Genomic DNA, 16,820 nt, shown 5'->3' with positions numbered 1-16,820 from the left:
TCTGATGGATATCGGGATGATTCGAGGCCTGGGCACCGTTGTCGTGATGGTGGCCTTCATCGGTCTGGCCTTGTGGGTGTTCAGCCCCAAGCGCAAGTCGGAATTCGACGATGCGACCATGCTGCCTTTTGCCGATGATCCCGAAGCCATCAAGCACGTCGAGCAAGCTTCTAGGAGTAACAAAGAATGACTACATTCTGGAGTCTGTACGTCACAGTCCTCAGTCTCGGTACGATCTTCGCCCTGACCTGGCTGCTGCTGTCGACCCGCAAGGGCCAGCGCAGCGAACAGACGGACGAGACGGTCGGCCACTCCTTCGACGGGATCGAGGAGTACGACAACCCGCTGCCGAAATGGTGGTTCATGCTGTTCGTCGGCACCATCATTTTTGCCCTGGGTTATCTGGTGCTGTACCCGGGTCTGGGCAACTGGAAAGGTCTGCTGCCGGGCTACAACTATCTGGATACCGAGAAACAGACCGCGTTCGCCAACGGCCAGACCGGCTGGACCGGCGTCCACGAGTGGGAAAAGGAAATGGCCCGTTCGGACGCGCGCTTCGGTCCGATTTTCGCCAAGTTCGCGGCGATGCCGATCGAAGAAGTCGCCAAGGATCCGCAAGCACTGAAAATGGGCGGCCGTCTGTTCGCGTCCAACTGCTCGGTGTGCCACGGTTCCGACGCCAAGGGCGCCTATGGCTTCCCCAACCTGACCGACGCCGACTGGCGCTGGGGCGGTGAGCCGGAAACCATCAAGACCACCATCATGGGCGGCCGCCACGCGGTGATGCCGGCGTGGGCGGAAGTGATCGGTGAGCAAGGCGTGGCCGATGTGGCTGCTTACGTGGTGACCAATCTCGACGGCCGTAAATTGCCGGAAGGCACCAAGGCCGACCCGGCCAACGGCCAGAAACTCTTCGCCGCCAACTGCGTGGCTTGCCACGGCCCTGCCGGCAAAGGCACGCCGGCCATGGGTGCGCCTGACCTGACCCATCCGGGCGCATTCATCTACGGCTCGAGCTTCGCGCAACTGCAGCAGACCATCCGTTACGGTCGTCAGGGCCAGATGCCTGCGCAGGAACAACTGCAGGGCAATGACAAGGTGCACCTGCTGGCGGCGTATGTTTACAGTTTGTCCCATGGTGAAAAAACACCGGAGGCGAAGGCTGAGTAAGGCCAACGCTTGAAGCAAAAAAGGCCCCGCCAATGAGAATTGGCGGGGCCTTTTTTCATGCTGGCATTCATGATTCGAAACGCTTGCTCAATGGACCTGAGCTGCGATGCAAGGTAGGTTTTTTCGCCCCGATAAGCCATATCGGGACTACTTCAAGGATGAAGCCCCAATGTCGAAAGATCACCAAAGCACACTGCAAAATCAGCCTCAACCCGGCTCTACCCATAGGGCAGGGTTCGAACCAACATCTGTGAAACCGTTACTCGTGGTGTCGCAGCAAACCATTAACAGCCCCGGTAACGGTGGCGGACTCGACGGCCTCGGGGGCGGTAGATTGCTCTGACAAGGGCAGCAAAAACACCGAATTTACGCCCTGTATCCAGTGCCTCACGCCTTGGCGGGAGGCGCCTTCGCCGGTGCCCTTATGAAATTGACAAACCGATCGACCCCGACCTGCCTTTCCGATTGCGGTGAAAACCTCAAAATAGAAACGTTCCTACATCAGAATTTCTGGAGGCCAAACATGATGGCCATCACCACCATTTCCAGCCCCGAGTTCAATCAGGACACCAGTGCAGCCAAAAAAGCCACGCGTCAAGGTCCAGTAATCATTACTGACCGAGGCAGGCCTGCCCACGTATTGCTCAGCATTGAGGAGTACCAGAAACTGACCGGTTGCGAGACCAGCATCGTTGAGCTGCTGGCGATGCCGAATGCGCTTGAAATCGAATTCGGACCCGAGCGCGCTGTAATCACTCCTCGCAGCGTGGACCTTTCCTGATGTTCCTACTGGATACCAATGTAGTTTCCGAGCTGCGCAAAAAACAAGCCGACAGGCATGTGGTGAAATGGGCAAACAGCGTTTCCCCAGCCAGCCTGTATCTATCTGCAATGACTGTGCTGGAACTGGAAACGGGCGTCCTGCGTATCGAACGTCGTGGCCCTTCACAAGGCCAGCTGCTGCGCAACTGGCTGGAACATCACGTCAAACCGGCGTTCTCTGGAAGAATCCTGCCTGTCGATACCAGCGTCGCCACCCGGTGCGCACGATTGCATGTTCCCGACCGCAGCAGTGAATGCGACGCCTTGATCGCCGCCACCGCGCTTGTGCACGGGCTTACGCTGGTAACTCGCAACATTGCGGACTTTCAACTCAGCGGCGTCAATCTGATCAACCCATGGATCGCTGCCAATAACTGACTGCTGAACACCCCGCCCTATCACCGGCGGGGCTTTTTTCATGGGCGTTGGGCAAAGATTGAATGCACAACCGTGGTATCGATCAGCGTCCGCTCACGCCACTGGTTGTTCTTCACCAGATAGATCTGCAAATGCTTGCGATCCTCGGTGAAATTCGCAGTCAGGTAGGTTTGCTGAGAGGTGCTTCCGCTGAGATACATGGGGACGCTGCCTTCCCAGTAGGAACTTCCTCCCTCGGTATGCAGGTGGCCGGCGAAAATGGCCGTCACCTGGTACTTGTTGACCATGTCATGGAAACGCTTCTTCTGCTCGGGGCTGCCCTGGTGCCGCAAGGGTTTATGCATATTGATAATGATGGCGTAGCCCGACGCTCGCGCCAGTCGCAGATCGGTCTCGAGCCAGTCCAGTGCGTCGTTGATTTCGAACGTCGTCGGGTTCAACGGATGAGCAATCCGGGCGGTATAGGTCGGCTCATTATTGAGCTGAACCATATGCACTTCGCCGATATTTTTCGAATAGGCGAGGCTACCGGAATACGTCCTGCTCAGAAAACCGTCAGTGATTTTCAGATCAAAGTTATCGACTTTACCTTCATGATGCTCTTTGAACTCGACAATACTTCCTGCAGCACAGTTATTGGTAAAGCAATCATCAACATTGTTTTCATAGTCGTGATTACCCAAGCCGTAAAGATATTCACCCTTGAAGTGCCTGTTCAGCGAATCCTTCATGAACGAGCGCTGCCAGCCATGACCAAAAGCGGTTATATCGCCATTGATCATCAAAGGAACCTGCGCTTGGGAGCCGTGTAGATTTCTGAATTCGGCAATGCTTGCAAGTTGGGTTTCAATCAGCCATTTCGAGCGCGCCGTGAATTCTGAATCCGACTCGGGTTCGCGGATATCGGTCTTGTCTGTCCACGGATATTGAGTATCCGAAGCAAAGACCATATGTTTCGGCATGCCAGTTGTAGCCTGAGCGGTAATAGCCGAAGCTACCAGACAAGCACCCATAAAGGTGCTCATGAATTTATTCAAAGCCATGCTTGAAATTCCATTTCAATTAATTTTCGATACGCAAAAGAAGTTTCGCGCGAACAGAACTTATTCGAATACAGCGAAAACTTCAAAGCCTTCACCAACAACAATCGAGTGAATATATTTCAGACCCAACAACTTACAATATACGAATCAATAGAAACCCGTAGCGTCCGGCCTGACTTGTCGCCTGAATGAAAACAATCACGGGTGTTATTCAACTTGCGAAATCAACGGCAATGGCGTGACCAAACAATTGAAAGGATAACTAGCCACTTCGGCAAAAGCGTCCATACTCAACAAGTCAATTGATCTGCGTCAGGCTTTTGCGCAATCGCTACACCATCCGCATTTTTTACCCAACGCGACCAAAGGTCGCACCCTTGAGCCAGAGCTGCAGGCGTATCATCGCGCTACTGCAACAACCCTTTTTGACCTTGGTTGGCACGTATCGACCGAGGCATTTTTCCACTGCCGTGGGATGCAATGATGAGCAATCAGATTCCGGTACACGACGTCACGCCGCCGAGCAAGAACGCGAACAACAGCGTCGACCTTTATGCCTCGCGAGAAAAAATCTACACCCGTGCCTTCACCGGCTTGTTCCGCAATCTGCGGATGCTTGGCGGTGCGGCGTTGTTTCTACTGTATTTCGGCACGGTGTGGCTGAACTGGGGCGGTCATCAGGCGGTGTGGTGGAACCTGCCGGAGCGCAAGTTCTTCATCTTCGGCGCGACTTTCTGGCCACAGGATTTCATCCTGCTCTCGGGCCTGTTGATCATTGCCGCGTTCGGCCTGTTCTTCATCACTGTCTATGCCGGGCGTGTCTGGTGCGGTTATACCTGCCCGCAGAGCGTGTGGACGTGGATTTTCATGTGGTGCGAAAAGGTCACCGAAGGCGACCGCAACCAGCGCATCAAGCTCGACAAGGCGCCGATGAGCGCCAACAAATTCCTGCGCAAACTGGCCAAGCACTCGCTGTGGCTGTTGATCGGTTTTGTCACCGGCATGACCTTTGTCGGCTACTTCTCGCCGATCCGCGAACTGGTCATCGAGTTCTTCACCGGCCAGGCCGATGGCTGGTCGTATTTCTGGGTCGGTTTTTTCACCCTTGCCACGTACGGCAACGCCGGTTGGTTACGTGAGCAGGTGTGCATCTACATGTGCCCGTATGCGCGCTTCCAGAGCGTGATGTTCGACAAGGACACGCTGATCGTTTCCTACGACCCGCGCCGTGGCGAAAGCCGTGGGCCGCGCAAGAAAGGCATCGACTACAAGGCGCTGGGGCTGGGCGATTGCATCGACTGCACGATGTGCGTGCAGGTCTGCCCGACCGGCATCGACATCCGCGATGGCCTGCAGATCGAATGCATCGGCTGCGCGGCGTGCATCGACGCTTGCGACAGCATCATGGACAAGATGGATTACCCGCGCGGCCTGATCAGTTACACCACCGAACACAACCTCTCCGGGCAGAAAACCCATAAACTGCGACCGCGCCTGATCGGTTACGCCGTGGTGCTGCTGGCGATGATCAGCCTGTTGGTCGCCGCGTTCTTCATGCGTTCACTGGTCGGCTTCGACGTCAGCAAAGACCGCGTGCTGTACCGCGAAAACGCTGAAGGCCGGATCGAAAACGTCTACAGCCTGAAGATCATGAACAAGGATCAGCGCGACCACACTTACCTGCTGCAAGCCGAGGGTCTGCCGGACCTGCGCCTGCAAGGCAAGCGCGAGATCAAGGTTGCCGCCGGGGATATCGTCAGCATGCCGGTCGAGTTGTCGAGCGCACCGGAACAACTGCCATCGAGCACCAACGAGGTGAAATTCATCCTCAAGGACGCCGATGACGACAGCGTCCACGTTGAAGCCAAGAGCCGATTCATCGGCCCACAAATCCGTTGAGAGAATTTTGAACATGCCCGCTGCAAACGCCGCAAGTCCCTGGTACAAGCACCTCTGGCCGTGGATCATCATCGCGATTCTGGCCTGCTCGGTGGCCTTGACCCTGTCGATGGTGACCATCGCGGTGAACAACCCGGACAATCTGGTCAACGACAACTATTACGAAGCAGGCAAAGGCATCAACCGTTCACTGGATCGCGAGCTGCTGGCGCAAACCCTGAAGCTGCGTGCAGCGGTGCATCTGGATGATGTGACCGGGGAAGTCGACTTGCGCTTGAACGGTGACAGCCAGCCGCAAACGCTGGAGCTGAACCTGATCTCGCCGACCCAGCCGGAAAAGGATCGCAAGATCGTTCTGACCCGCAGTGGCAGCGAGAGCGGGCGCTACATCGGCCAGTTGAGCGACAAGGTCGAAGGGCGGCGCTTTGTCGAGTTGCTCGGCAGCCAGGACGAGCACGTGTGGCGCATGTTTGAAGAAGAGCTGGTCAGCCATGACAAGGAACTGCTGCTGGGGGATGAGCCACTGCAGGGTGCGGAAGACCTGAAGAAGTGAATCAAAATCAAGAGCCCCTCACCCTAGCCCTCTCCCGGAGGGCGAGGGGACTGATCTCGGTTGCTTGGAAGCGGGGCGTATGACAGTGACAATGTCGGCGACTGAAGCCGCTCTTCAGGCTTACACCGATCGGCTCCCTCTCCCTCCGGGAGAGGGCTGGGGTGAGGGCAAGCGAACACCCCCAATGCAAGGGCTCATACCCTCATCAATGCCATGACCACCCCAGTTCCCTGCTACCACTGCGCCCTGCCCGTCCCGTCCGGCAGCCGCTTCACCGCCGTCGTCCTCGGGCAGGCCCGCGAGTTCTGCTGCCCGGGCTGTCAGGCGGTAGCCGAAGCCATCGTCGCCGGTGGTCTGGAAAGCTATTACCAGCATCGCAGCGAAGCGTCGGCCAATCCCGAAGCGCTGCCGGTGCAACTGAGCGATGAACTGGCGCTGTACGACCGCGCCGACGTGCAGCAGCCCTTCGTGCGCCACGAAGGCGATCTGGCTGAAACCACGCTGTTGATGGAAGGCATCAGTTGCGCCGCCTGCGGCTGGTTGATCGAGAAACACCTGCGCACCCTGCCCGCCGTCGCCGAAGCGCGGTTGAACCTGTCCAACCATCGCCTGCACGTGCGTTGGGCCGACGCACAATTGCCGCTGAGCCAGATCCTCGCCGAGCTGCGCCACATCGGTTACGCCGCCCACCCGTACCAGGCCGACCGCGCCAGCGAACAGCTGGCCAGCGAGAATCGCCTGGCCCTGCGCCAGCTCGGCGTCGCCGGGTTGCTGTGGTTTCAGGCGATGATGGCGACCATGGCCACCTGGCCGGAATTCAACATCGACCTCAGTCCCGAGCTGCACACGATCCTGCGCTGGGTCGCGCTGTTTCTGACCACACCCATCGTGTTCTACAGCTGCGCGCCGTTCTTCAAAGGCGCGATGCGCGATTTGCGTACGCGCCACCTGACCATGGACGTTTCTGTTTCACTGGCGATCGGCAGCGCTTACATCGCCGGGATCTGGACATCGATCACCGGGGTCGGCGAGCTGTACTTCGATGCTGTCGGCATGTTCGCGCTGTTTCTGCTTGCCGGACGCTATCTGGAACGCCGCGCCCGCGAACGCACCGCTGCCGCCACTGCGCAACTGGTCAACCTGTTGCCCGCCTCGTGCCTGCGCCTGGATGCGAATGGCCAGAGCGAACGCATCCTGCTCAGCGAATTGCAGGTCGGCGAGCGGATTCTGGTGCAGCCGGGCTCGATTCTGCCGGCTGACGGCAAGATCATCGACGGTCAGTCGAGCATCGACGAATCGCTGCTGACTGGCGAATACCTGCCGCAGCCACGCACGCTCGGCGATGCTGTTACTGCGGGCACGCTCAATGTCGAAGGCGCATTGACCGTGCAAGTGCAGGCGCTGGGACAGGACACGCGTCTCTCCGCGATCGTGCGCCTGCTTGATCGCGCTCAGGCGGAGAAACCGCGTCTGGCCGAAATCGCCGACCGCGCCGCGCAATGGTTCCTGCTGCTGTCGCTGATTGCTGCAGCAGTGATCGGCGTGCTGTGGTGGCAACTGGATTCTTCACGGGCGTTCTGGATCGTCCTCGCCATGCTGGTGGCGACCTGCCCGTGCGCGCTGTCGCTGGCGACGCCGACCGCCCTCACCGCCGCCACCGGCACCCTGCACAAACTCGGCCTGCTGCTGACACGCGGCCATGTGCTGGAAGGCTTGAACCAGATCGACACGGTGATTTTCGACAAGACCGGTACGCTCACCGAAGGCCGCTTGGTGCTGCGCTCGATTCGCCCGCTCGGCGCGCTCGACAGCGAACAATGCCTGAGCCTTGCCGCTGCGCTGGAAAACCGCTCGGAACACCCGATCGCCCGCGCTTTCGGTCGCGCGCCGCTGGCCGCCGAGGACGTGCACAGCACACCCGGTCTGGGCCTTGAAGGCGTGGTCGGTGAGCAACGCTTGCGCATCGGTCAGGCGCCGTTCGCCTGTGCCCTGAGCGGCGCGGCACTGCCGTCAATGCCTGATGAAGCCGGACAATGGTTGCTGCTCGCCGACACTCAGGGGCCGCTGGCATGGTTCGTCCTCGACGATCGCCTGCGTGACGATGCCCCCGCCCTGCTCGCGGCCTGCAAAGCGCGGGGCTGGCGCACCTTGCTGTTGTCCGGCGACAGTTCGCCGATGGTCGCCAGTGTCGCCGCCGAACTGGGCATCGACGAGGCCCGTGGCGGCTTGCGCCCCGATGACAAACTGCAAGTGCTGCAGCAACTTCATCGCGAAGGTCGCAAAGTGTTGATGCTCGGTGACGGCGTCAACGACGTGCCGGTGCTGGCTGCGGCCGATATCAGCGTGGCCATGGGCTCGGCCACCGATCTGGCGAAAACCAGCGCCGATGCAGTGTTGCTGTCCAATCGCCTTGACGCTCTGGTGCAAGCCTTCACGCTGGCGCGACGCACGCGCCGGGTAATCATCGAAAACCTGCTGTGGGCGGCGCTGTACAATGGCCTCATGTTGCCGTTCGCCGCCCTCGGCTGGATCACTCCGGTGTGGGCGGCGGTCGGCATGTCGATCAGTTCGCTGACCGTGGTGCTCAACGCCCTGCGCCTGACTCGTCTGCCGAGCGCACCGGCCGCCAGCACCGCAACAGCAACCCGCCCGCTGCCGGCCTGAGCCGCGCGGGCCTGGAGTTACCGATGCCAGCTCTCTATGTGATGATTCCCGCTGCCTTGCTCATCGTCGCCATCGCCGTGTACATCTTCTTCTGGGCGGTGGACAGCGGTCAGTACGACGACCTCGACGGCCCGGCACACAGCATCCTTTTTGACGATCAGGACCCCAACCACACCGCTGCGGTGGACGAAGCCAACGCCGGCAAACCGGACGACAAGGCGCCACCCCATGCTTGAACTGGCGCCCCTGCTGGTCTCGGCGCTGATCCTCGGCCTGCTCGGTGGCGGCCACTGTCTGGGCATGTGCGGCGGTCTGATGGGCGCGCTGACCCTGGCGATCCCCAAGGAGCAGCGCAGCCGGCGCTTTCGTCTGTTGCTGGCGTATAACCTCGGGCGGATTCTCAGTTATGCCACGGCGGGACTGCTCATCGGCCTGGCCGGCTGGGCAGTCGCCAACAGCCCGGCGGCGCTGTTCATGCGCGTACTGGCCGGGTTGCTGCTGATCGCGATGGGTTTGTACCTGGCCGGCTGGTGGAGCGGGCTCACCCGTATCGAAGCGCTCGGGCGTGGCTTATGGCGCTTTATTCAACCGGTGGCGAATCGCTTGCTGCCGGTTTCCAGCCTGCCGCGTGCCTTGCTGCTCGGTGCGCTGTGGGGGTGGCTGCCGTGCGGGCTGGTTTACAGCACCTTGCTGTGGAGCGCGAGTCAGGGCAATGCGCTGGACAGTGCATTGCTGATGCTCGCTTTCGGCCTCGGCACCTGGCCGGTGCTGCTGGCCACCGGGCTGGCGGCTGAACGGGTGACCGCGATCTTGCGCAAACGCAGCGTGCGCATGGCGGGTGGCTTGCTGGTGATCCTGTTTGGCCTGTGGACCCTTCCCGGCCCGCATCAGCATTGGCTTATGGGCCATTAAATGTGTGGCGCGGCCTTCGCGAGCAGGCTCGCTCCCACAGGTCTTGAGTACGCTGCAAATCCAATGTGGGAGCGAGCCTGCTCGCGAAGACGCCCGCACGAACAACACAAATCCTCGCCGTTGATGCAAATCAAGATGCCCTGTAACGCACTCCCCTAGACTCGCCACACTGCCAGCCTATCCGGGGGAATGCCCGCATGCTCGACGCCATTCGTTGGGACTCTGATCTGATCCGCCGCTACGATCTGGCGGGGCCACGCTACACCTCGTACCCGACTGCCGTGCAATTTCACGGTCAGGTCGGCACTTTCGACCTGTTCCACGCCCTGCGCGACAGCCGCAAGGCGCAGCGGCCGTTGTCGCTGTACGTGCATGTGCCGTTCTGCGCGAACATTTGCTACTACTGCGCCTGCAATAAGGTCATCACCAAGGATCGCGGTCGCGCGCAGCCGTATCTGCAACGGCTCGAGCAGGAAATCCAGTTGATTGCCTGCCACCTCGACCCGGCGCAAACCGTCGAGCAGCTGCATTTCGGTGGCGGCACGCCGACTTTTCTCAGCCACGACGAATTGCGCCAGCTGATGGCGCACCTGCGCAAGCATTTCAATTTGCTCAACGATGACTCGGGCGATTACGGCATTGAAATCGACCCGCGCGAAGCCGACTGGTCGACCATGGGCCTGTTGCGTGAATTGGGTTTCAACCGGGTCAGCATTGGCCTGCAGGATCTTGACCCGGCGGTGCAGCGCGCGGTCAATCGCCTGCAAAGCCTGGAAGAAACCCGCGCGGTGATCGATGCGGCGCGAACCCTGCAATTTCGCTCGATCAACATCGATCTGATTTATGGCCTGCCCAAGCAGACGCCCGACAATTTCGCTCGCACCGTCGAGGAAGTGATCAGCCTGCAACCGGATCGCCTGTCGGTGTTCAACTATGCGCACCTGCCGGAACGCTTCATGCCCCAGCGGCGAATCAACAGCAGCGAACTGCCGAGCCCGGCGCACAAGCTGGAAATGCTCCAGCGCACCATCGAGCAACTGACCGCTGCCGGCTACCGCTACATCGGCATGGACCACTTCGCCCTGCCTGATGACGAACTGGCGATTGCCCAGGAAGAGCACACCCTGCAACGCAACTTCCAGGGTTACACCACCCATGGCCATTGCGACCTGATTGGCCTGGGCGTGTCGGCGATCAGCCAGATCGGCGATCTGTACTGCCAGAACAGCAGCGACCTCAACGCGTATCAGAACAGCCTCGCCAGCACACAACTGGCGACCAGTCGCGGTCTGGTGTGTAACGCCGACGACCGCTTGCGCCGCGCAGTGATTCAGCAGCTGATCTGCAATTTCAAACTCGAATTCGCCGAGATCGAGCAGCAGTTCAACATCGATTTTCAAGGCTATTTCGGCGCGCTCTGGCCGCAGTTGCAAGGCATGGCCGAGGATGGCCTGATCAGACTCGAGCGCGAGCGCATCGAGGTGTTGCCAGCGGGCCGATTGCTGGTGCGCTCGGTGTGCATGGTTTTCGATGCGTACCTGGAGCAGCAGAACCGCCAGCGTTTCTCGCGGGTGATTTAAGGCTTGGTCAGCAACGAGCCGACTTTGAGGTTCTGGTCAGGGTTGAGCGCCGACTGGTTCATGACTTTCGACAGGGCGAGGTTGGCGGTGATCAGGCCACTGTTGAGGGCGGCGATGGCGCCCCGCAGTGCGGCGAGCTTGTTGATCTTTTCCTCGTTGGAGAGGGTTCTGTCTGACATGACCGCCGCCATGCGCGCTTTTTTCTCGATGATTTCTTTTTGAATCTTGCGAATCATCTTCAGCAACTGTTGGATGTTCTCCGGTAAGCCACTGTTGTCGATGTCACTGTTTTCGCCGCCGACAGCGGCGGATTTGGCGATGGCCGCGCCGGACAGCGACACTTTGACGCCCTCGACCAAGGTCGGGGTTGCCGTGTGCGACAAGTCTTCATCGCGATCGATTGCAGCGTCGGTGCTGGTCATCTCCGGCGAAGCAGCAACGCCGCTGCTGCCGGGGCTTAGCGTACCAATGGCGGTCATCGGGGCCTTCCTTGGTTGAGTGCTGATAGCGGGTTATCGGCCGCCGGTGCTGCGGCTTTATGTCTGTAGGACAACGCCGCCACGTGCTGGCCTGAATGTCCTCCCGTGGGTTACCCTTACGGCTTATGTGTGTTTTCCCACAAGGATTGAAGAAATGTCCGAGCCAGTCAAACTGCGCGCTCACAACCAGGCCCACTGCAAGGATTGCAGCCTGGCCCCGCTCTGCCTGCCACTTTCTCTGAATCTGGAAGACATGGATGCGCTCGACGAAATCGTTAAACGCGGCCGCCCGCTGAAGAAAGGCGAATTCCTGTTCCGCCAGGGCGACACCTTTGATTCCGTTTATGCAGTCCGCTCTGGTGCCCTGAAGACTTTCAGCCTGAGCGATGCCGGCGAAGAACAGCTGACCGGTTTCCACCTGCCGAGCGAACTGGTAGGACTGTCGGGCATGGACACCGAAAAACACCCGGTCTCGGCCCAGGCGCTGGAAACCACTTCGGTTTGCGAAATCCCCTTCGAGCGCCTTGATGAACTCGCGCTGCAATTGCCACAACTGCGCCGCCAGTTGATGCGGGTGATGAGCCGCGAGATTCGTGACGACCAGCAAATGATGCTGCTGCTGTCGAAGAAAACCGCTGACGAGCGCATCGCCACTTTCCTGGTCAACCTGTCGGCACGCTTCCGCGCTCGCGGCTTCTCGGCCAACCAGTTCCGCCTGAGCATGTCGCGCAATGAAATCGGTAACTACCTGGGCCTGGCGGTGGAAACCGTGTCGCGGGTGTTCACCCGTTTCCAGCAGAACGAGCTGATTGCCGCCGAGGGCAAGGAGATCCATATCCTCGACCCGATTCAGCTGTGCGCGCTGGCCGGCGGTTCGATCGAAGGCTGATCACGACCCGCGGTTGAGCGAATCGTTTCAGCCGCGGGTATACTGCGCCGTTTGCAGCCCTGCCAGGACACCCCGATGGTCTTCGACTCCTTCGACATCAAATCCCTGATCCGCCCCGTGATCGACTTCCCGAAACCGGGCGTGATCTTTCGCGACATCACCCCGCTGTTCCAGTCGCCGACGGCCCTGCGCCTGGTGATGGACAGCTTCGCCCATCGCTACGTCGAAGCCGACTTCACCCACATCGGCGCCATGGATGCCCGTGGTTTTCTGATCGGTTCGGTACTGGCCTATCAGTTGAACAAGCCGCTGGTGCTGTTCCGCAAGCAAGGCAAACTGCCGGCGGACGTACTGGCCGAAGGTTATGCGACCGAGTACGGCGAAGCGTTTCTGGAAGTGCACGCCGACAGCCTGTGTGAAGGCGATTCGGTGGTGATGTTCGATGACCTGATCGCTACCGGCGGCACGCTGATCGCAGCAGCCAACCTGATTCGCCGCATGGGCGCGCGAGTGCATGAAGCGGCGGCGATCATCGACCTGCCAGAGCTGCAAGGTTCGCAGCGCTTGCAGGACATGGGCATTCCTACCTTTTGCCTGACGCAGTTTGCTTTGACCGATAAATAAACAGCGTCTGACCGGCCGCTTTCGCGAGCAGGCTCGCTCCCACAGGGAAATGTATTTCAACAGTGGGAGCGAGCCTGCTCGCGAAGGGGCCGGCAGCTACACCGCAGGGCTTAAAGCCCCATCTGCTTGCTGATGATTTCGTTCATCACTTCCCGCGTTCCGCCGCCAATCGACAGAATGCGGTTATCCCGATACAGCCGCTCCACCAGGCTTTCACGCATGTAACCGAGCCCGCCAAGAATCTGCACCGCTTCGGTGGTGATCCGGTCCGAGGTGTCGGTGGCGAAGTTCTTCGCCATGGAAATCTCCTTGATCACGCTCCGCCCCGCCGCCATTTTCGCTGCTTGCCGGTAAGTGAACTCCCGCGACACTTCCAGCGCCGTGGCCATTTCGGCGAGGCGATGTTTGATCACCTGAAACTTGCCGATGGGTTTGCCGAACGCCTCACGCTCGCGCGCCCACTTCAGGCTCTCCTCCAGCGCCAATTGCGCCGTCATGTTGGCCATCAGCGCCAGCGCCAGGCGTTCGCTCTGGAAATTGCCCATGATGCAGGCGAAGCCCATGTTCTCGGCGCCGATGAGGTTTCCTACAGGCACGCGGCAATCGTCGAAGAACAATTCAGCCGTGTCCGACGCCCACCAGCCCATTTTCTTCAACTGCCTACCGACACTGAACCCCGGCGTGCCCTTCTCGATCAGCAACAAACTGATGCCGCCAAACCCCGGCGCACCGGTGCGCACCGCGACGGTGTAGAAATCCGCGCGCACGCCGCTGGTGATAAAGGTCTTGCTGCCGCTGACCCGGTAGAAATCGCCGTCACGCACGGCGCGGGTTTGCAGGTTGGCGACGTCGGAACCGCCACCGGGCTCGGTCACCGCCAGGGCGCTGATTTTCTCGCCGCTGAGCACTTGGGGGACGACCCGCTCTCGCACTTCAGGCCGCGCCCATTTGACGATCGGCGGCAAACCGATATCCAGCGAACCCAGCCCCGCCACCAGCCCGCCTGAGCCACAGCGCATCAACTCTTCACTGGCGGCGACCTTGGCGAACAGATCGCCTTCATGGCTGCCGCCGAGCGCCTCGGGATAGCCGATACCGAGAATGCCCGCCGCACCGGCCTTGAGGTACAGCTCACGGGGAAAGCTTTCGGCTTCTTCCCACTGATCGATGTCCGGCAGGATCTCGCGTTCGACGAAACGTCTGACGCTGTCACGGACCAATTGGTGGCTGGGGTCGAAGTATTCCTGAAAGGCAGGCATGGGCGAGCTCCACGGAAGGGTTCGCCGACGTTAACCGAGCGCTTGCTTGGTTACCAATGAAATTGTGTGAATCAGATGGACCGTGGTGCGCCATTCGCGAGCAGGCTCGCTCCCACAGGGGATTTGTGAACGACACAAAACCAATGTGGGAGCGAGCCTGCTCGCGAAGGCGTCAGTTCAGACGCCGCAAATTCAGAGGGAAATCGGTTTACGCCCGGCAAACGAATGCGCCAGCGTGCCGCCGTCGACCAGCTCCAGCTCACCGCCCAGCGGCACGCCGTGGGCAATCCGCGAGGCGACCAGGCCTTTGTTGTTGAGCAACTGCGCGATGTAGTGCGCCGTCGCTTCGCCTTCCACCGTCGGGTTGGTGGCGAGGATGACTTCAGTAAAGGTCCCCGCCTCTTCAATCCGCGCCATCAGTTGCGGAATGCCGATCGCTTCCGGCCCCAGGCCATCCAGCGGCGACAAGTGCCCCTTGAGCACGAAATAGCGGCCACGGAAGCCGGTCTGCTCCACCGCATAAACGTCCATCGGCCCTTCGACCACGCAGAGCAGCGTGTCATCGCGGCGCGGGTCGGCGCATTGCGGGCAGAGGTCGTCTTCGGTCAGCGTGCGGCACTGGCGGCAATGGCCAACGCCTTCCATGGCCTGGCTCAAGGCCTGGGCCAGACGCGTACCGCCGCTGCGATCACGTTCGAGCAACTGCAACGCCATGCGCTGAGCGGTTTTCTGACCCACGCCCGGCAAGGTGCGCAGAGCGTCGATCAGTTGGCGAATCAAAGGGCTGAAGCTCATGGGTAAACAGTCCGACTAAACAACGAGACGCGGTTTATACCCGCGCCTCTGGCCAGCGTCAAATCCTCAGTCCTGGGCGACCCGGACCACCAGTTTGCCGAAGTTGCGCCCTTCCAGCAGACCGATGAACGCCTCGGGCGCCTGCTCCAGGCCTTCGACCACGTCCTCACGGAATTTCACTTTGCCGTCGCGAACCCACGGCACCATGTGGCTGATGAATTCCGGCTGACGATCACCGTAATCGTCGAAGACGATGAAGCCCTGAATCCGCACACGCTTGGTGAGCAAAGTGCGTTGCAGCATCGGCAAACGATCCGGGCCGGTCGGCGCCTCGGCGGCGTTGTAGCCGGCGATCAGGCCGCACAACGGGATGCGCGCCTTGGGGTTGAGCAACGGCAAGACCGCGTCGAAGACATGGCCGCCGACGTTCTCGTAATAGATGTCGATGCCGTTGGGACAGGCTTTGGCCAGTTGCTCGGCAAAGTCATCGGCCTTGTGGTCGATGCAGGCATCAAAACCCAGCTCCTCGACCACGTATTTGCACTTCTCGGCACCACCGGCCACGCCGACCGCGCGCAGGCCTTTGATCTTCGCCACTTGCCCGACCACCGAGCCGACGGCGCCGGACGCTGCAGCCACCACCAGGGTTTCGCCCTCTTTCGGCTGGCCGATGTCCATCAGGCCCATGTACGCGGTCATGCCCGGCATGCCCAGTACGCCGAGGGCCATCGACGGGCTCGGCAGGCCGGCCGGGATCGGCATGATGTTGCGGCCGTCGCTGATGCTGTGGCTCTGCCAACCGGTGGCGCCAACCACCAGATCACCTACGTGGAATTTCGGATGATTGGACTGCTCGACCCGGCTGACCGCACCACCGGTCATGACTTCGCCGATTTGCACTGGCGCAGCGTAGGACGGAGCGTCGCTCATGCGCCCGCGCATGTACGGGTCGAGTGACAGGTACAGGGTTTTCAGCAGGACTTGACCGTCCTGCAGATCCGGCAGCGCCTCGCGCTCCAGACGGAAGTTCTCCGGGGTCGGCGCGCCGCTCGGGCGCGAGGCGAGGACGAAGCGTTGATTGAGGGTGAGAGGGTCGGACATGTCAGCGTCTCCTGTGAATGGGGAATTCGGTGTATAGGGAGCAGACCTTGGTAGCGGTGGTGTGTTCGATGTTTCTTCAGTTGTGCCGAGGTGACTTCATTCGCGAGCAGGCTCGCTCCCACACTTGGAAATGCAATCCCTGTGGGAGCGAGCCTGCTCGCGAAAGCGTCAGTCTGCGGCACATGCCCATCAGGCAGAAACAAAAATGCCAGGCACAATGCCTGGCATTTTGTGTAGCTCATCTGCCGCGCAATGGCGAATCAGAACGGCAGTTTCATACCCGCCGGCAGGTTCATGCCGGCGGTCATGCTGCCCATTTTTTCCTGGCTGTTGGCTTCGATCTTGCGCACGGCGTCGTTGACGGCGGCAGCGACCACGGCTTCCAGCATCTCTTTGTCGTCTTCGCTCAGGCCTTCGACCAGGCTTGGGTCGATGCTCACGCTTTTAACGTCGTGACGACCGGTCATCACCACGGTGACCATGTCGCCGCCGGCCTTGCCGGTGACTTCGGCGTTGGCCAGTTCTTCCTGCATCTTGGCCATTTTTTCCTGCATCTGCTGCGCCTGCTTCATCAGGCCGGCCATGCCACCTTTCATCATGGGAATCACCTCAAACGTACTTGGATAAAACAGCGCCCGGCCATCTTGGCCGA

General features: G+C 60.2%; 18 protein-coding genes. 12 read left to right on the top strand and 6 right to left on the bottom strand.

Annotated features, from left to right (window positions below):
• Window positions 1–4 precede the first annotated feature (4 nt).
• The 4 genes from ACZ9BE_RS06875 to ACZ9BE_RS06860 all read left to right on the top strand — a co-directional run bounded on the left by ACZ9BE_RS06875 (window position 5) and on the right by ACZ9BE_RS06860 (window position 2,370).
• Window positions 5–190, top strand: a complete 186-nt coding sequence (locus tag ACZ9BE_RS06875; protein WP_016775513.1) for a CcoQ/FixQ family Cbb3-type cytochrome c oxidase assembly chaperone — start codon at window positions 5–7, stop codon at window positions 188–190.
• Window positions 187–1,170 carry a cytochrome-c oxidase, cbb3-type subunit III gene (ccoP, locus tag ACZ9BE_RS06870; RefSeq protein WP_150741399.1) on the top strand — a complete coding sequence of 328 codons (984 nt, stop codon included), beginning with the start codon at window positions 187–189 and terminating at the stop codon, window positions 1,168–1,170. The genes ACZ9BE_RS06875 and ccoP overlap by 4 nt, the downstream gene beginning before the upstream one ends.
• Window positions 1,171–1,696: 526 nt before the next feature.
• On the top strand, window positions 1,697–1,951 hold the full coding sequence (locus tag ACZ9BE_RS06865) for a type II toxin-antitoxin system Phd/YefM family antitoxin (RefSeq protein WP_476250125.1): 255 nt from the start codon (window positions 1,697–1,699) through the stop codon (window positions 1,949–1,951).
• Window positions 1,951–2,370, top strand: coding sequence for a type II toxin-antitoxin system VapC family toxin (locus ACZ9BE_RS06860; protein ID WP_150635814.1), 420 nt, complete (start codon window positions 1,951–1,953; stop codon window positions 2,368–2,370). The genes ACZ9BE_RS06865 and ACZ9BE_RS06860 overlap by 1 nt, the downstream gene beginning before the upstream one ends.
• Window positions 2,371–2,408: 38 nt before the next feature.
• Here ACZ9BE_RS06860 and ACZ9BE_RS06855 read toward each other — a convergent pair whose 3' ends face one another.
• Window positions 2,409–3,413, bottom strand: a complete 1,005-nt coding sequence (locus ACZ9BE_RS06855; RefSeq protein ID WP_476249093.1) for a metallophosphoesterase family protein — start codon at window positions 3,411–3,413, stop codon at window positions 2,409–2,411.
• A 483-nt stretch (window positions 3,414–3,896) separates the two neighbouring features.
• Here ACZ9BE_RS06855 and ccoG point away from each other — a divergent pair, with 483 nt between their 5' ends.
• The 6 genes from ccoG to hemN all read left to right on the top strand — a co-directional run bounded on the left by ccoG (window position 3,897) and on the right by hemN (window position 11,021).
• Window positions 3,897–5,312, top strand: a complete 1,416-nt coding sequence (gene ccoG, locus ACZ9BE_RS06850; RefSeq protein WP_073474016.1) for a cytochrome c oxidase accessory protein CcoG — start codon at window positions 3,897–3,899, stop codon at window positions 5,310–5,312.
• 13 nt (window positions 5,313–5,325) lie between these two features.
• The gene (locus tag ACZ9BE_RS06845) at window positions 5,326–5,865 is read left to right on the top strand and encodes a FixH family protein (RefSeq protein ID WP_056784237.1); all 540 of its coding nucleotides are present in this window, start codon (window positions 5,326–5,328) and stop codon (window positions 5,863–5,865) included.
• Between the two features lie 213 nt (window positions 5,866–6,078).
• Window positions 6,079–8,529 (top strand): heavy metal translocating P-type ATPase, encoded by a 2,451-nt coding sequence (locus tag ACZ9BE_RS06840; RefSeq protein ID WP_460093830.1) that lies wholly within the window; start codon window positions 6,079–6,081, stop codon window positions 8,527–8,529.
• 23 nt (window positions 8,530–8,552) lie between these two features.
• The gene (gene ccoS, locus ACZ9BE_RS06835; RefSeq protein ID WP_039763029.1) at window positions 8,553–8,765 is read left to right on the top strand and encodes a cbb3-type cytochrome oxidase assembly protein CcoS; all 213 of its coding nucleotides are present in this window, start codon (window positions 8,553–8,555) and stop codon (window positions 8,763–8,765) included.
• Window positions 8,758–9,441 carry a sulfite exporter TauE/SafE family protein gene (locus tag ACZ9BE_RS06830; protein ID WP_041479091.1) on the top strand — a complete coding sequence of 228 codons (684 nt, stop codon included), beginning with the start codon at window positions 8,758–8,760 and terminating at the stop codon, window positions 9,439–9,441. The genes ccoS and ACZ9BE_RS06830 overlap by 8 nt, the downstream gene beginning before the upstream one ends.
• Window positions 9,442–9,638: 197 nt before the next feature.
• Window positions 9,639–11,021, top strand: coding sequence for an oxygen-independent coproporphyrinogen III oxidase (gene hemN, locus ACZ9BE_RS06825; protein WP_476249092.1), 1,383 nt, complete (start codon window positions 9,639–9,641; stop codon window positions 11,019–11,021).
• On the opposite strand, the gene ACZ9BE_RS06820 is transcribed toward hemN, so the two are convergent.
• Window positions 11,018–11,500 carry a hypothetical protein gene (locus ACZ9BE_RS06820; RefSeq protein ID WP_076566956.1) on the bottom strand — a complete coding sequence of 161 codons (483 nt, stop codon included), beginning with the start codon at window positions 11,498–11,500 and terminating at the stop codon, window positions 11,018–11,020. The two genes, hemN and ACZ9BE_RS06820, sit on opposite strands and share 4 nt — an antisense overlap.
• Window positions 11,501–11,654: 154 nt before the next feature.
• Between ACZ9BE_RS06820 and fnr the strand changes: the two genes are divergently transcribed.
• Window positions 11,655–12,389 carry a fumarate/nitrate reduction transcriptional regulator Fnr gene (gene fnr / locus ACZ9BE_RS06815; protein WP_016773865.1) on the top strand — a complete coding sequence of 245 codons (735 nt, stop codon included), beginning with the start codon at window positions 11,655–11,657 and terminating at the stop codon, window positions 12,387–12,389.
• A gap of 75 nt (window positions 12,390–12,464) precedes the next feature.
• Entirely contained in the window at window positions 12,465–13,013 is a 549-nt protein-coding gene (locus ACZ9BE_RS06810) for an adenine phosphoribosyltransferase (RefSeq protein WP_024012326.1), read from the top strand.
• Window positions 13,014–13,123: 110 nt separating this feature from the next.
• Here ACZ9BE_RS06810 and ACZ9BE_RS06805 read toward each other — a convergent pair whose 3' ends face one another.
• The 4 genes from ACZ9BE_RS06805 to ACZ9BE_RS06790 all read right to left on the bottom strand — a co-directional run bounded on the left by ACZ9BE_RS06805 (window position 13,124) and on the right by ACZ9BE_RS06790 (window position 16,767).
• Complete coding sequence (locus tag ACZ9BE_RS06805) at window positions 13,124–14,272, bottom strand: acyl-CoA dehydrogenase family protein (protein ID WP_476249091.1); 1,149 nt, start codon at window positions 14,270–14,272, stop codon at window positions 13,124–13,126.
• Between the two features lie 192 nt (window positions 14,273–14,464).
• Window positions 14,465–15,067, bottom strand: a complete 603-nt coding sequence (gene recR, locus ACZ9BE_RS06800) for a recombination mediator RecR (protein WP_016773861.1) — start codon at window positions 15,065–15,067, stop codon at window positions 14,465–14,467.
• A 66-nt stretch (window positions 15,068–15,133) separates the two neighbouring features.
• Entirely contained in the window at window positions 15,134–16,168 is a 1,035-nt protein-coding gene (locus ACZ9BE_RS06795) for an NADP-dependent oxidoreductase (RefSeq protein WP_041479097.1), read from the bottom strand.
• Between the two features lie 260 nt (window positions 16,169–16,428).
• The gene (locus ACZ9BE_RS06790) at window positions 16,429–16,767 is read right to left on the bottom strand and encodes a YbaB/EbfC family nucleoid-associated protein (RefSeq protein ID WP_003223337.1); all 339 of its coding nucleotides are present in this window, start codon (window positions 16,765–16,767) and stop codon (window positions 16,429–16,431) included.
• Between the last annotated feature and the right edge of the window lie 53 nt (window positions 16,768–16,820).

It is taken from the genome of Pseudomonas sp. TE9122, assembly GCF_056278925.1.
This window is presented reverse-complemented; position numbering and strand designations above follow the sequence as displayed.